This window comes from Daejeonella sp. H1SJ63 (assembly GCF_029360775.1).
In the GTDB taxonomy this organism is placed as follows: Bacteria; Bacteroidota; Bacteroidia; order Sphingobacteriales; family Sphingobacteriaceae; genus Daejeonella.
On record NZ_JARKMZ010000001.1, the window covers coordinates 1 to 13,611 of the forward strand.

Sequence of the window (13,611 nt, forward strand, 5' to 3'; positions counted from 1 at the left end):
TGGCACAGGCGGTACTTTAGGCTCAAATGCCTACACCAGCACCGCATTTGCTCCATTGGCGTCTCCAACATTCACTGGTACAGTTACTCTACCAACCGGAACAGTAGCGGTTACTCAGGCAGCAAATAATAATTCAACAGCCCTGGCAACTACAGCTTATGCTGATGCTGCAGCTTTAACAGCTAAATTTGCTGATGGTACTGCAATAGGAAATACTCCATACTGGAATGGTACTGCATGGGTTGTTTCAAGCAGTAATATTTATAATGCGGGAACCAATGTAGGTATCGGAATGACACCTTCAGGTACGTATAAGTTTGAAGTAAATGGTAAAGTTAAATCAACCGGTATTAATGAAACTTCAGACATCAGGTGGAAAAAGGATATTACTACTGTTGAGGGTGCATTAGCTAAAGTTATGGCGATGAGAGGTGTGAATTACAACTGGAGAAAAGATGAATTCCCGGATAAGAACTTTGAATCAGATCGTCAGCTTGGTTTAATTGCACAGGAAGTGGAAACTATCGTTCCGGAAGTGGTTCGTACCGATGATAAAGGCTTTAAAACTGTTGAATATTCTAAACTGGTTTCTTTACTGCTGGAAGCTATTAAAGATCAGCAAAAATTGATCAGTAAGCAGGAAAGTGACATTTCTGCACTGAAATCTGAGGTAGGGAAAGCTGAAATAATGCAGGCTGAAATTAATGAGATCAAAGCTATACTGAAAAGTATGGATACTCAGGCTAAACCAGTAATTGCCAATAACCGATAATTATGATTTGCTTGTTTAACATATTTTTTGGGAAGTGCAGACATTCAATAATAAGAATGTTTGTGCTGATAGTTTTACTGGCAATCAGCTATACCGGTTATGGAGCAACTTATTATTCGAGGGTTGCAACGGGTAATTTTGCAACTGCAGGTTCATGGTCGACCAGTCCAACCGGAACACCAACAAATTTAATCCCAATTCTTGCTACCGATATCTTCATTATACAGAATGGACATAATATAACACTGGCGGCTGCTCAAACCGTTGCAGGAATTACCGTGGATGCTGGTGGAACTCTCACTGCTACAACTTTTACATTGACTGTTAATGGCAATTGGGCACATAATGGTTCTTTTATACGAGGTACCGGAACAGTTTTATTTAGTGCTGTAGCATCAGCAATCTCCGGGGGAGCTACTTTAGCATTAAATAATCTTACCATATCTGCTGCAACCACACTTACACTAAATAACAATGTAACAGTTGCGGGAAATGTGACAATGAATGTTCCTACAGGTACTACTGCCGGAATAACGATAAGTGGAACCAATTCTTTGGATGTGAGCGGTACCATGAATTTACCAGTTCCAACCACAAACGGCAGAGATATAACAGTTGATGTGGGTGCAGGAACTTTAACTGTCGGTGGCTTGTTTACAATGAGTGCAACAACCAGTGGAACAAGGTTGAATTTTTTTAATATTTCTACAGGTACAGCTAATTTAAATGGAGGGATAACCACCGGAACTTCAGCATGCCGTATTGTATTTTCAGGTTCTGGAACATTAAATATAGCAGGAACTGTTTCAACCGGCCCGCCAGCAATTACCGAATCTACCGGAACTATCAATTTTACAGGGGCATCCCAGAATATATGGCTTGAAACTTATTATAATCTTGGAATTTCCGGTACCGGAACAAAGGCTTTGAATGGAAATATTACGGTCAATAACGTGTTAAATGTGGCCAGTAGTATACTTGATCTTGGAACCCGTACCCTTACTCTATCCGGCACAGGCACTCCATTGCTTGTTGGAGGAACTTTAACACCCGGTACAAGTACAGTTATTTTTTCAGGAGCAGGAGCGCAAACTGTTGCCGGAACTACCTACAATAATTTAACCTTCTCAGGTGCCGGAACCAAAACCATCGCCGATGCCAGTACCCCAACAATTGCAGGTGCCTGGGTAGTTGGTAGTCCTCTGGACATGGCCGGAACAGGAAGCGCAACAGTGACAGGTGCCTTGAGCGGTGCAGGAGCCATAACCATGGGCTCAGGCACATTAACGTTAGGCACAACCTTTACTCATACGGGAACTTTTTCTGCCGGAACAGGAAAAGTGCTTTATAATGGAGCAGCTGGACAATCTGTGCGAAACGTGACCTATTATGATCTTGAATTTTCTGGTTCAGGAACAAAAACTATTGCCGCCTTTACAACACAAGTCGGCAGAGATTTGATAGCAGGAAGTACAATATCCATGACAACTACAGGAGGTGCCAATATTGCAGGTAATATCAGCGGTTCAGGCAACATTACAATGAGTTCGGGTACAATTACGCTTGGAGGATCATGGACAAATAATGGAACACTGACGGCTGGTACCGGAACTATTCATTATGATGGTTCCGGAGATCAGACCATTGCTGTACTTCCTTATTATAAGTTGCAAACATCTGTTGGTGGTATTAAAACTCTGAATGGAAATATTACCGTCACTAATGTGCTCACCGTAACCTCACCAAGTACACTTAATCTTGGTGTAAATACTGTTTTTTTAAGTTTTACAGGTGCACCACTAGTGAATACCGGAACTATCTCAGGAACAGGTGTTGTGAATTATTCAGGCGGAGGAGCGCAAACTGTTGCCGGAACTACCTATCCTAATCTTGAATTTTCAGGTGCAGGTACAAAAACTATTGCCGCCGGAACTACAGTAACCGTGACTAATAACTGGGTGGCTGGAAGTCCCACAGCCATGACTACAACCGCTGCTGCGATTGTAGGTGCAGATCTCAGCGGTACCGGCGCCATTACAATGGGCTCAGGTACGATAAACATTGCAGGTAGCTGGACCCATAGCGGTACCTTTACGAGAGGAACCGGTACCGTTATCTATGACGGTATAAACCAGACCATTGCAGGATTAATTTATTATAATCTGCAAACCTCCAATAGTGGGGTAAAAACACTGGCAGTCAATACAACAGTTGCCAATATCCTTACAATTAGTGCTTCAACTACACTTGATCTCTCAACAGTCACTTTGACCTTATCCGGCGCAGGAACACCACTGGTTAATAATGGCACCTTTACAAGCTCAACATCAACTGTAAGTTTCTCGAACGTAGCATCTGCCAATATACCGGCACTTAATTATTATAATCTGACTCTTACCGGAGGACCAAGAGTTCTCGCAAACACTGGTACAATTGGTATTGCCAATACTTTTACTCCTGGTGCCGGCGGCTTTACTGTAACAGGTAGTATAGTTAATTTTAATGGCAGCGGTGTTCAAATAATTCCTGCATTTACATTTAACGATGTAGTTCTGAGTGGTAGCGGAGCCAAAACTATTGCCTCTGCAACTGTAGTATCTGTCAGAATCATAGAGATTCAGGATGGCCCTACTTTGGATATTGCAGGTACCGGTGTATTAAATGTTACTAATTAAAATTAACCTGAAAGAAATAAATTAACGTCATGTATTTGTCGAGTCAAAAATATTTTCTGCTAATAATAGCATCAATTCTGGTTTCAATATCAGTAAATGCTCAAACCAGATCTAAGCTATTTACCGAAAAGCCTGTAAAACTCAATTCAGAGAATGATTCTCTTCAATATACTTTGGGAGCATACCTCGGTCAGTGGATTACTAATAATGGTTTCATCTTGTCCGATCCCGAGGCTTTCCGTAAGGGTATGGACGATGTATTGCTAAATAAAACCCTGATGGTTGATGCAGGCACTGTAGCTGCCAGACTCGACTCTTACCAGAAACGTTTAATCTCTGAGCGCAGCAGTCAGCAGGAGAAATTGCTTTTTGAAAACATTAAAGGAAAAGAAGGGGTAGGAATGCTTCCAAGTGGGGTAGGTTATTTGATTATGCGACCCGGAAATGGAATCAGACCTCAGCTGAATGATTCTGTATTGATTCATGTTAAAGGCTTTTTGCCTGATGGTAAATCATTTGAAAATACATACGCTAAAAATACGCCAATCAGGGCAACACCTGCGGGGTTGATTTCAGGAATGAGTGAAGCTTTGCAAATTATGCCGGTGGGTTCAATCTGGCGAATGTTTATTCCTTCTGCAATGGCTTATGCTGAAAAGGGTGTTCCGGGACTGATTCCTGCTTATTCTGCCCTTGTTTTTGAAGTCGAGCTGGTTAATGCAGTCAGAAATCAATAGAACATATCCTGCTACAGCAATTGAAAGAGTGCTCAAAGGGTACTCTTTTTTTATTCTTATAAATCTGCATTCAAAATCAATCGTTATGAGTTGAATCTAATCTGCATGCAAAATCATCTGGTTAAATTTTAAAATCTTTGTTATTCAATCCTGATAAGTATTTAACCTTAACAAAAAAACATTTGCAAATTGTCTTAACTTTTTTCTGCTCAGCCCGTATAATCGTTGCGTGAAACAAAAAAATAAAATAGGTATCATACAGCCTGGACTGAGGGCTATGCTTTTCCTGTTTTTGTTTTTACCACAGATGATCTTTGCTCAGACGGTAAATCAGGTTTACATTTTCCCCTCGGCAAATATGTATGCCCATCCCAATTCAAATCTGAACATCTATTCTGATATCTCTCATTCCGGAACTTTGGTATCATATAATTCTGCAATTATCAATTTTTATGCAGGTGTATGGCAGAATAATAGCGGAAGCCGTTTGCCGGATGAAAGTGCACGTGGTATCGATGGAATCGGGGGTGTATTTGTGTTTTCTGATCTGCGTCAAAATGCGCAGCGAATCAACAGTGTTAACTCAGTACCCTTCAACGGGTTCCCTAATGTGAGACTGGATAATGCACTTAACGTTACAGCTGATATGGGCGACCTCCATGTAAATAATAACCTTGATTTTTTGAACGGGCACCTCATTCTCAACAATGTAAATCTTACAGTGGGGCGTGCAGGTACCGGAACCATTACCGGATACAGTCAAACGAATTTTGTGGTTACCGGTCCGGGTATGAGCGGAGGAAACCTGGTACGTCACTTAACAGGTAACACAACTGCGATGGAATTCCCCGTCGGAACTGCCATCGGAAGTTATACTCCCATAAGTATTAACTATACAGGTTCAATTCCGCAAACATTGAAATTCAGAGTGGCTGATAATGTATATAATAAATTGAATTTCCCTGAATATGTGTATAAAACATGGATTATGACTACTACCTCGCCGGATGCAAGTGCAAAAGTGGACATTACCCTTCAGCATAATTCAGCAGAAGAAGGGAACACCTATTTCAGAAACCGCAGTGAGTCATATATTAGTCGTTACGACCCCAATCTCACAGGATTATGGGATATCATGCCGCCGATGACAACAAATACTCCCGGAAGCATAACCAAAAGAGCTGCCATTTTTGGAGCCTATATGAATACCCGGCTGAATGTGGGTAGCATCAAACCTGTTGAGTATTTCAGCAAATCAGTGATCAAGAAGGATATTGATGAAAATACTCCGGTCAATATCCCCGATGCAATATCTCCCAATGGAGATGGTCTGAACGATACTTATATCATTACCAAACGGCTCCCAACAGATATAGTGCGTTTTGAAGTTTACAGCCGTAATCAGGTTTTGGTTTACCAGGATTTTAATTATCTGAATAACTTCGATGGTACCGGAAATAAGGGAGGGTTTCTGGGAAATACACTTCCGGATGGAATTTATTATTATTTAATCAGTGTGAATGGTGCCAAAGGAATCCCCGGATACCTTGTCATAAACAGGTAGAATGATGAAAAAGGGATACCTACTTGCAATAATCGTATTTCTGAACCTGGTACCTTTCTGGCTTCAGGCACAGCAGCTGCCCCTTTATTCGCAGTATATGTTCAATACGCTGGAGATCAATCCGGCCTATGCAGGCTTCAAGCAGGCGATGCAGTTTACCAGTATCTACAGGAAGCAATTTAACGGAATTAAGGGCGCTCCTCAAACTGCCATGATTTCTGGCGATATGCCAATAGGAGATACCAGGCTGGGTATCGGATTGAAATTGGTCGATGATCGTTTTTCAATTATTCATAGCCTTGGAGCACAGGGATCGATGTCTTACCGCATAGAAGGCGACAATTCGAATATCGCATTCGGTCTGCAGATGGGAGCCCTTAATAATAAAACAGATTTCAGTGAGTTGAATATCACCAGTCCCGGCGATCCGGTATTTGCCCAGAACCTGAATACGCTTACTGCGAATTTCGGAACCGGAATTTTCTTTAATACAGATAAGTTTTATGCCGGACTTTCGGTTCCTAATCTCGTAAGAACGCACCTGCGAAAGACAGATGTGGCACTTTCTGAATATGCTGTGAAACAGGATGCACATATGTATCTGAATGCAGGATATCTGATTACGCTGAATGATAATTTTATTCTGAAGCCTTCATTCCTTTTACGTGGGGTAAAGGGTATTCCATTAAATTACGATATCAACGCCAATGTTTTCTATCGCGAAGCCATGTCGGCAGGGGTATCCTATCGCCAGGGAAGTGCCCTGGTTGGTTTGCTTGATTTCAGGCTGATTCCAACATTACGGTTAGGATATGCTTATGATTATAACCTCGGGCGACTGAATAATTTTGCAAAGGCAACACATGAAATTATTTTAAGGTATCATATCCCATTTGACAGGGATGAATTGATGCCGAGTTATTTGTTTTAAGGGAGTATTTAGTATTGAGATTTGATCCTGGTTCATTTAAAATTTGTTGTTTTGGATGAATAACAGACAACTGAACCAGTATCGTTCATGTCCTCCTTTGGCGGGGGTGCGAAAGGCCTGAGCGAATGAAGGGGGATAAGCATAGCGCTTAGGGATGGTGCTGGATTGGTGACAGGGAATGGGAACCGATTTTAATGGCAATTAGATCCCTCCTGCGTCGGGACAGTGGGTATGAGGGATGACTGTTGTTCGGATGGGCTGCCGGCAGGCTGGAATGACGATCGGCAAGGAATTTAGATATTACTATAAATAAACAAAACACTAATAAATTGGCAAACAGCTTTCAGCTTTCTGCTTTTAGCTTTCTGCTTTCAGCCAATCATTTGACAATTAACGATAACATATTACTTACAACGTACAACGTAACACGTAAAACTTACAAATATGCGTCTAATTAAACTATATTCTTTTGCTCTGATAATTGCATTCATCTTTTCGGCAGGCAAAGCAACGGCCCAGATCAAGATTGGAACGAACGGAACAGTGATAGCCCCCTCATCACTGCTCGAACTGGAAAGTGCTAATCAGGGATTATTACTTCCGCGTATGGCCGATACTGTAGCAATTAACGCGCTCAATCCCCCAAACGGAATGCTGATCTATCTCACTAAGCAACCTGCAGTAGGGTTGTATGTGCGTAAAGTAACCGGATGGGAATACCTGACCGGCTCATTGGGTGGTAATGGCAATTTTACCTCCCTTACTGTATCAGGCGCTGTAACGGCAGGCAGTTTCAGCGGCCCCCTGACAGGTAATGCCAGTTCAGCAACAACTGCAGTTACTGCAACCAATGCTATTAATTCAGCGGTTACTGATGATGTAAATAATACTGCTGTCGTTTTCCCAACATTTGTTACAACTTCACCTGGAAATACCGGATTGAGAACAAGCAGTACCAATCTCAGATTCGTACCTAATACCGGGATTCTGACAGCTTTAGGGTTTAGTGGTCCGCTTACCGGAAATGTTACCGGAACAGCTACCCAGTCTATTGATGCAACCAATGCTGCAAATGTTGCAATTACAAATGACCTCACCAGTAATGCTACCTTTTATCCCACTTTTGTTTCAGGTACAAATGGGAATTTTCCACAAAGAACAAGCAGTGCCAGATTTACCTTTAATCCATCCTCCGGACTTTTGAGTGCAGGCAGTTTCAACGGAACCTGGAATGGTGCCGTTATTGGCAGCCAGTTTGGAGGCACAGGAGTCAATAATCAGGGCAGAACATTAACGCTGCAGGGGAATTTATCTTTAGTAGGGACAAATTCTGTGATATTGCGGTCGAGCGGCCCAACCGATGTAACCTTGCCAACAAGCGGAGAAATTTTGGCCGGGATAAGAGCTTCTCCAACTCTTGATTTTCCTTCGGTTGCTGCCGGTTCATTTTACGAACAAATAACTACTGTTGCCGGTGCTGCTGACGGAGATGCTGTAGTTGTCGGGGTTCCTTCAGCAATAATAAATCTTGGCACATCATTTACTGCATGGGTAAGCGCCCCTAATGTAGTGACTGTAAAAATTACAAATAATTCAGGAGGAATAATAGATCCATTGCCGAATACCTTTAATATCAGAATTATAAAATAGATATCTGCAGGTCAAGCATAAATTTAGCTTTTATTAGCTTTTAATTCTTCAATCTTATTCCGCTCATCCTGCAGTTCCCGGGCAAGTTTTCTTTCCTTTTCATTAGCCTTGCTTTTGAAATCACGGTACTCTGCATTGAGTTCATCATAGCGTTCATTGTATTGTTTCGCTTCATTCAGGGCATTCCTGCTTCTGAGAAAGACAAAAACCAGTGCGGCACCAAATAATATAGACAGTCCCCAGGGTATACTGGTATCAGCAGAATTCTTTATCGAAGTCCCCAAACCATCCAGTTTACCCTTTGCAGATCCCGACTCCTTTATTACCGTTTCCATTTCGGCAATACGCTGTTTAGTTTTTTCCAGTTCAGTTTTGCTCTGTATCAATTGCTGCTTTTGTTGCTGAAGGGTATCATTTATATTTTTCCAGAAAGCTTCAATCTTTGTTTTCTTAATGTTTTTATAAACCTTGTACGAACCTGACTTTACAACCACTTCATTGTATTGCTGGGCAAGTGTGGTATCAGTCTGCCAGGCATAGGTATTAATGCTGAATGTGGTAAATAGTAATACCATCACTTTTTTAAAAAATGTTTTGTTCATAAAGCAAGGATTTGGATACCTAAATATATGTAATTAACTGTTAACAGTTATCAGTTAACGGCTATCAGCAATAGCCAACAGATAACAGCCAACAGATAGCATCCTCTCAAAATTTCCTGTCATCTGAAAATTATTGAAAAATAAACTCGCAACTATTTGATAATTAATAAGACTTTCCTATCTTTGCCCTCCCTTTAAAGGGGTTTACTATGTCTTGAACGAAGCCCTACTGCTTCGATGGACACAAATTGATTAAAGAAAATGTCAGGAATTATTGGAAAAAAAGTAGGAATGACCAGCATTTTCGATGCTGAAGGGAAAAACATCCCTTGTACAGTGATCGAAGCTGGCCCATGCGTAGTTACCCAGCTACGTACCGTCGACAATGACGGCTACAGCGCAGTTCAGTTAGCTTTCGACGACAAGAAAGAGAAAAACACAACCGGTTCATTAAAAGGACATTTCGCAAAAGCAAAGACAACTCCAAAGCGCAAGCTTGTTGAGTTTAAGACTTTTGAGGATGAGAAGTCTTTAGGGGATATTGTGAGTGTTGAAATTTTTGCCGAAGGAGATTTTGTTGATGTAGTTGGTACTTCAAAAGGTAAGGGTTTTCAGGGTGTTGTAAAACGCCATGGATTTGGTGGTGTGGGTGGTCAAACCCACGGTCAGCATAACCGTTTAAGAGCTCCGGGTTCACTGGGTGCTTCTTCATGGCCTTCACGTGTATTCAAAGGAATGCGCATGGCAGGACGTACGGGTGGCGACCGCGTTAAGATTCAAAACCTTCAGGTATTGAAAGTTTACGCAGATCAGAATTTATTAGTAGTTAGCGGTTCAATTCCGGGAGCTAAGGGTTCATACGTAATCGTTGATAAATAAGAAGATGGAAGTTAAGGTTATAAATATATCAGGTAAAGAAACAGGGGCCAAGGTGCAACTTCCTGATGCGATCTTCGCAGTAGAACCCAACGATCATGCGATCTATTTGGACGTAAAGCAGTACTTAGCCAATCAGCGCCAGGGAACTCACAAGTCTAAGCAACGTAATGAAATCGCAGGATCTACCAAAAAATTATACAAGCAAAAAGGTACAGGTGGTGCCCGTGCAGGATCTATCAAATCTCCATTGTTCAATGGTGGTGGTCGTGTATTCGGTCCGCAGCCACGCGACTATAGTTTCAAGCTGAACAAAAAGCTTAAATCTTTAGCCCGTAAATCTGCACTTACATATAAAGCAAAAGACAACAACATTCTTGTATTGGAGCCTTTCACTTTTGATTCAATCAAAACAAAAAGCTATGCAAAGATTGTAGCTGATTTGAAACTAACTGACTCTAAGTCATTATTGGTTTTACCTGCAGCAAATAATAATGTTTATTTATCAAGCAGAAACTTAAAGAAAGCAAAGGTGGTTACCGCAGCTGAATTAAACACTTATGATGTGTTAAATGCAGGTACATTATTGCTTACTACTGAGACTGTTAAAACATTGGAGGAAGCTTTCGCTAAGTAAGATGGAAATTTTAAAGAAACCTATTTTAACTGAAAAAGCATCAGCGTTAACTGAGAAGTTAAACCGCTTTTCTTTCAAAGTTGATCACAAAGCCAACAAATTAGAGATCAAACAAGCGATCGAAAAAATGTATGGTGTGAACATCCAGGCTATCAACACGATAGTTGTTTATGGAAAATTAAAATCACGTAACACTAAAGCAGGTGTTGTAACCGGAAGAACTCCGAAATACAAAAAAGCGATAGTTACGCTGAATGATGGTGAAACTATTGACTTTTACAGCAATATTTAATTAAGACATGGCAGTAAGAAGATTTAAACCGGTTACCCCGGGTACTCGTTTCAGAGTAGGAGGAGTTTTCTCTGATGTAACTACTAACGTTCCTGAAAAATCGTTGGTTACCAGCATCAAGAAGTCCGGCGGTAGAAATAATTCCGGTAAAATGACTATGCGTTATCTCGGTGGGGGACATAAAAAGTCATACCGATTGATTGATTTTAAACGCGATAAAAACGATATCCCCGCAACTGTTGCCACAATAGAGTACGATCCGAATCGTAGTGCACGTATCGCCCTGGTAAATTATGCCGATGGTGAAAAACGTTACATTATCGCTCCGGAAGGCTTAAAAGTTGGAATGAAGATCGTTTCGGGTGAAGCTTCGGCTCCTGAGATTGGAAATGCGCTTCCTTTGAAGAACATTCCTCTTGGATCTATTATTCATAACATTGAGTTAAACCCTGGTCAGGGTGCTATCATTGCTCGTAGTGCAGGTGCTTATGCACAGCTTTCAGCACGTGATGGTAAATATGCGATCATTAAAATGCCATCAGGCGAAACACGTATGATCCTGGCTACCTGTATAGCAACTATCGGAACCGTTTCAAACTCCGAGAAAGCAAATGAAGTATTAGGTAAAGCCGGTAGAAAACGTTGGTTAGGACGTCGTCCAAGAGTTCGTGGTGTGGCTATGAACCCTGTCGATCACCCTATGGGTGGTGGTGAAGGAAGATCATCAGGTGGTCATCCGCGCTCAAGAAAAGGTTTATTGTCTAAAGGCTTTAAAACCCGCGACAAAAAGAAATCGTCTGATCGTTACATCATAGAGAGAAGGAAGAAATAATGGCTCGTTCAATAAAAAAAGGACCCTATATAGATCATAACGTAGCGAAGAAAGTAGCTACGCAGAATGAGGGTAACAAGAAAACTGTGATCAAAACTTGGTCACGCAGGTCAATGATCTCTCCGGATTTCGTGGGCCACACATTTGCGGTACACAACGGAAACAAGTTTATTCCGGTGTATGTAACTGAAAACATGGTTGGACATAAACTTGGTGAATTCGCTCCGACCAGAACATTTAGAGGTCACTCTGATAAGAAAAAATAAACAATGGAAGCAATAGCAAAATTAAATAATTGCCCTACCTCACCACGTAAGATGAGATTGGTTGTTGATCTGATCAGAGGTGAGAGGGTTGAGAAAGCCTTGTATATTTTGAAATATACCAATAAGGAAGCAGCAATACGTGTTGAAAAACTATTATTATCTGCCATCAAAAATTGGGAGTCAAAAAATGAAGGTCAGCGCCCTGAAGACAATGAATTGTTTGTGAAAACAATTATGGTTGATGGCGGACGTCAGTTAAAGAGATTAAGACCAGCTCCTCAGGGTCGCGGACATAGAATTCGTAAGCGTTCTAACCACGTAACTCTGATAGTTGACAGTAAAAACAGTGAACCAAAAACTAAGTAAGGAGAAATGGGACAAAAAGCACATCCAATAGGTAACAGATTAGGAATCATCAAAGGTTGGGATTCTAATTGGTTCGGTGGTAACGATTACTCTGATAAATTAGTTGAGGACGAAAAGATCAGAAAATATCTGGCAGCACGTATTTCAAAAGGCGGTATCTCTAAAGTAGTTATCGAGCGTACTTTGAAGCGTATTACCATTACTATTCACACTGCCCGTCCGGGTATCGTGATTGGTAAAGGTGGTCAGGAAGTTGATAAGATCAAAGAAGAATTAAAGAAACTGACAAAGAAAGACGTACAGATCAATATATTTGAGATCAAACGTCCTGAGTTAGACGCACAATTAGTAGGAGAGGGAGTAGCTAAGCAATTAGAAGCCCGTATTTCTTTCCGTCGTGCCATGAAAACTTCTATCGCATCTACAATGCGTATGGGAGCTGAAGGTATCAAGATTATGTGTTCAGGTCGTTTAGGTGGTGCCGAGATGGCGCGTACCGAGCAATATAAAGACGGACGTGTTCCATTGCATACTTTCCGTGCTGATATTGATTATGCTTTATCTGAAGCGCTTACTACTTATGGTAAGATCGGAGTTAAAGTATGGATCATGAAAGGTGAAGTTTACGGTAAGCGTGATCTTTCTCCAAACATTGGACAGACTACAGGTGTAAAAGGAAGAGGTGCTGAAGGTGGTGCTGCTCCATTTAGCGGTGGTGCTGACAGACGTGGTGGTGAAAGACGTGCAGACGGACGTGGCGGCGACAGACGCGGTGGAGATAATCGTGGTGGTCAGAACCGTGGCGGACAGAACCGTGGTGGACAAGGTGGCCAGAACCGTGGCGGAAACGCAGGTGGTGGTTTCAGAGGAAAGAAATAATTTAGAAAGACATCGTATAACGATAAAAAAATAAGAAGATGTTACAGCCAAAGAGAACGAAGTTCAGAAAGATGCAGAAGGGCAAAATGAAAGGTCTGGCCGGTCGCGGTTCAGAATTAGCCTTCGGTTCTTTCGGGATCAAATCATTAGAGCCGGCCTGGATTACCAGTCGTCAGATAGAGTCTGCTCGTATTGCCGTTACCCGTTTCATGAAAAGGGAAGGTCAGGTTTGGATCCGTATATTCCCTGACAAGCCGGTTACAAAGAAACCAGCTGAGGTACGTATGGGTAAAGGTAAAGGTGCTCCTGAGTATTGGGTAGCAGTAGTTAGACCAGGCAGAATGATTTTTGAAGCTGAAGGCGTGCCTTTGGAAGTTGCAAAAGAAGCCATGCGTTTAGCTGCTCAGAAACTACCTGTTCAGACAAAATTTGTGATCAGAAGAGATTTTGTAGAAGCATAAAGGAGTTAGAAGTATTACGTTATACGTTATACGTGCAAAACGTACATTTAACGTAAAACGTAAAACGTAAA

At 41.5% G+C, this 13,611-nt stretch carries 15 protein-coding genes; 14 read left to right on the forward strand and 1 reads right to left on the reverse strand.

Annotated elements, in window-relative coordinates; translation table 11 throughout:
* From P2W72_RS00005 to P2W72_RS00030, 6 genes are all read left to right on the forward strand, one after another.
* Positions 1-772: tail fiber domain-containing protein (locus P2W72_RS00005; RefSeq protein WP_276358738.1), on the forward strand; the 772-nt coding region annotated here is incomplete at its 5' end.
* A gap of 56 nt (positions 773-828) precedes the next feature.
* Positions 829-3,447, forward strand: coding sequence for a hypothetical protein (locus P2W72_RS00010; protein ID WP_276358741.1), 2,619 nt, complete (start codon positions 829-831; stop codon positions 3,445-3,447).
* A 29-nt stretch (positions 3,448-3,476) separates the two neighbouring features.
* The gene (locus P2W72_RS00015) at positions 3,477-4,184 is read left to right on the forward strand and encodes an FKBP-type peptidyl-prolyl cis-trans isomerase (protein WP_276358742.1); all 708 of its coding nucleotides are present in this window, start codon (positions 3,477-3,479) and stop codon (positions 4,182-4,184) included.
* A 229-nt stretch (positions 4,185-4,413) separates the two neighbouring features.
* Complete coding sequence (locus tag P2W72_RS00020; protein ID WP_276358743.1) at positions 4,414-5,748, forward strand: gliding motility-associated C-terminal domain-containing protein; 1,335 nt, start codon at positions 4,414-4,416, stop codon at positions 5,746-5,748.
* A gap of 1 nt (position 5,749) precedes the next feature.
* Entirely contained in the window at positions 5,750-6,679 is a 930-nt protein-coding gene (locus P2W72_RS00025) for a type IX secretion system membrane protein PorP/SprF (protein WP_276358745.1), read from the forward strand.
* A gap of 444 nt (positions 6,680-7,123) precedes the next feature.
* Positions 7,124-8,329 (forward strand): hypothetical protein, encoded by a 1,206-nt coding sequence (locus tag P2W72_RS00030; RefSeq protein ID WP_276358748.1) that lies wholly within the window; start codon positions 7,124-7,126, stop codon positions 8,327-8,329.
* Positions 8,330-8,352: 23 nt separating this feature from the next.
* Here P2W72_RS00030 and P2W72_RS00035 read toward each other — a convergent pair whose 3' ends face one another.
* Positions 8,353-8,931, reverse strand: a complete 579-nt coding sequence (locus P2W72_RS00035; RefSeq protein ID WP_276358750.1) for a hypothetical protein — start codon at positions 8,929-8,931, stop codon at positions 8,353-8,355.
* A 261-nt stretch (positions 8,932-9,192) separates the two neighbouring features.
* Between P2W72_RS00035 and rplC the strand changes: the two genes are divergently transcribed.
* Genes rplC through rplP form a run of 8 tightly spaced genes read left to right on the forward strand, consistent with a single transcriptional unit; the run spans position 9,193 to position 13,540 of the window.
* Entirely contained in the window at positions 9,193-9,810 is a 618-nt protein-coding gene (gene rplC, locus P2W72_RS00040) for a 50S ribosomal protein L3 (protein ID WP_276358752.1), read from the forward strand.
* A gap of 4 nt (positions 9,811-9,814) precedes the next feature.
* Entirely contained in the window at positions 9,815-10,444 is a 630-nt protein-coding gene (rplD, locus tag P2W72_RS00045; protein ID WP_276358754.1) for a 50S ribosomal protein L4, read from the forward strand.
* A gap of 1 nt (position 10,445) precedes the next feature.
* A complete protein-coding gene (rplW, locus tag P2W72_RS00050; protein WP_276358756.1) occupies positions 10,446-10,736 on the forward strand; it encodes a 50S ribosomal protein L23 in 291 nt (96 codons plus the stop codon).
* Between the two features lie 7 nt (positions 10,737-10,743).
* The gene (rplB, locus tag P2W72_RS00055; RefSeq protein WP_276358758.1) at positions 10,744-11,568 is read left to right on the forward strand and encodes a 50S ribosomal protein L2; all 825 of its coding nucleotides are present in this window, start codon (positions 10,744-10,746) and stop codon (positions 11,566-11,568) included.
* A complete protein-coding gene (gene rpsS / locus P2W72_RS00060; protein ID WP_276358759.1) occupies positions 11,568-11,834 on the forward strand; it encodes a 30S ribosomal protein S19 in 267 nt (88 codons plus the stop codon). The genes rplB and rpsS overlap by 1 nt, the downstream gene beginning before the upstream one ends.
* A 3-nt stretch (positions 11,835-11,837) precedes the next feature.
* On the forward strand, positions 11,838-12,200 hold the full coding sequence (rplV, locus tag P2W72_RS00065; protein WP_276358761.1) for a 50S ribosomal protein L22: 363 nt from the start codon (positions 11,838-11,840) through the stop codon (positions 12,198-12,200).
* Between the two features lie 6 nt (positions 12,201-12,206).
* A complete protein-coding gene (rpsC, locus tag P2W72_RS00070; protein WP_276358762.1) occupies positions 12,207-13,079 on the forward strand; it encodes a 30S ribosomal protein S3 in 873 nt (290 codons plus the stop codon).
* A gap of 38 nt (positions 13,080-13,117) precedes the next feature.
* On the forward strand, positions 13,118-13,540 hold the full coding sequence (gene rplP / locus P2W72_RS00075; protein ID WP_276358764.1) for a 50S ribosomal protein L16: 423 nt from the start codon (positions 13,118-13,120) through the stop codon (positions 13,538-13,540).
* Positions 13,541-13,611: the final 71 nt, after the last annotated feature.

What these genes read in the sequence shown, in the direction of transcription:
- P2W72_RS00025 (WP_276358745.1), top strand. Translation starts at nt 5,750, where the DNA reads ATGATGAAAAAGGGATACCTACTTGCAATAATCGTATTTCTGAACCTG.
- rplC (WP_276358752.1), top strand. Translation starts at nt 9,193, where the DNA reads ATGTCAGGAATTATTGGAAAAAAAGTAGGAATGACCAGCATTTTCGAT.
- rpsC (WP_276358762.1), top strand. Translation starts at nt 12,207, where the DNA reads ATGGGACAAAAAGCACATCCAATAGGTAACAGATTAGGAATCATCAAA.
- rplD (WP_276358754.1), top strand. Translation starts at nt 9,815, where the DNA reads ATGGAAGTTAAGGTTATAAATATATCAGGTAAAGAAACAGGGGCCAAG.
- P2W72_RS00030 (WP_276358748.1), top strand. Translation starts at nt 7,124, where the DNA reads ATGCGTCTAATTAAACTATATTCTTTTGCTCTGATAATTGCATTCATC.
- P2W72_RS00010 (WP_276358741.1), top strand. Translation starts at nt 829, where the DNA reads ATGTTTGTGCTGATAGTTTTACTGGCAATCAGCTATACCGGTTATGGA.
- P2W72_RS00015 (WP_276358742.1), top strand. Translation starts at nt 3,477, where the DNA reads ATGTATTTGTCGAGTCAAAAATATTTTCTGCTAATAATAGCATCAATT.
- rpsS (WP_276358759.1), top strand. Translation starts at nt 11,568, where the DNA reads ATGGCTCGTTCAATAAAAAAAGGACCCTATATAGATCATAACGTAGCG.
- rplP (WP_276358764.1), top strand. Translation starts at nt 13,118, where the DNA reads ATGTTACAGCCAAAGAGAACGAAGTTCAGAAAGATGCAGAAGGGCAAA.
- rplB (WP_276358758.1), top strand. Translation starts at nt 10,744, where the DNA reads ATGGCAGTAAGAAGATTTAAACCGGTTACCCCGGGTACTCGTTTCAGA.
- P2W72_RS00035 (WP_276358750.1), bottom strand. Translation starts at nt 8,931, where the DNA reads ATGAACAAAACATTTTTTAAAAAAGTGATGGTATTACTATTTACCACA.
- rplV (WP_276358761.1), top strand. Translation starts at nt 11,838, where the DNA reads ATGGAAGCAATAGCAAAATTAAATAATTGCCCTACCTCACCACGTAAG.
- rplW (WP_276358756.1), top strand. Translation starts at nt 10,446, where the DNA reads ATGGAAATTTTAAAGAAACCTATTTTAACTGAAAAAGCATCAGCGTTA.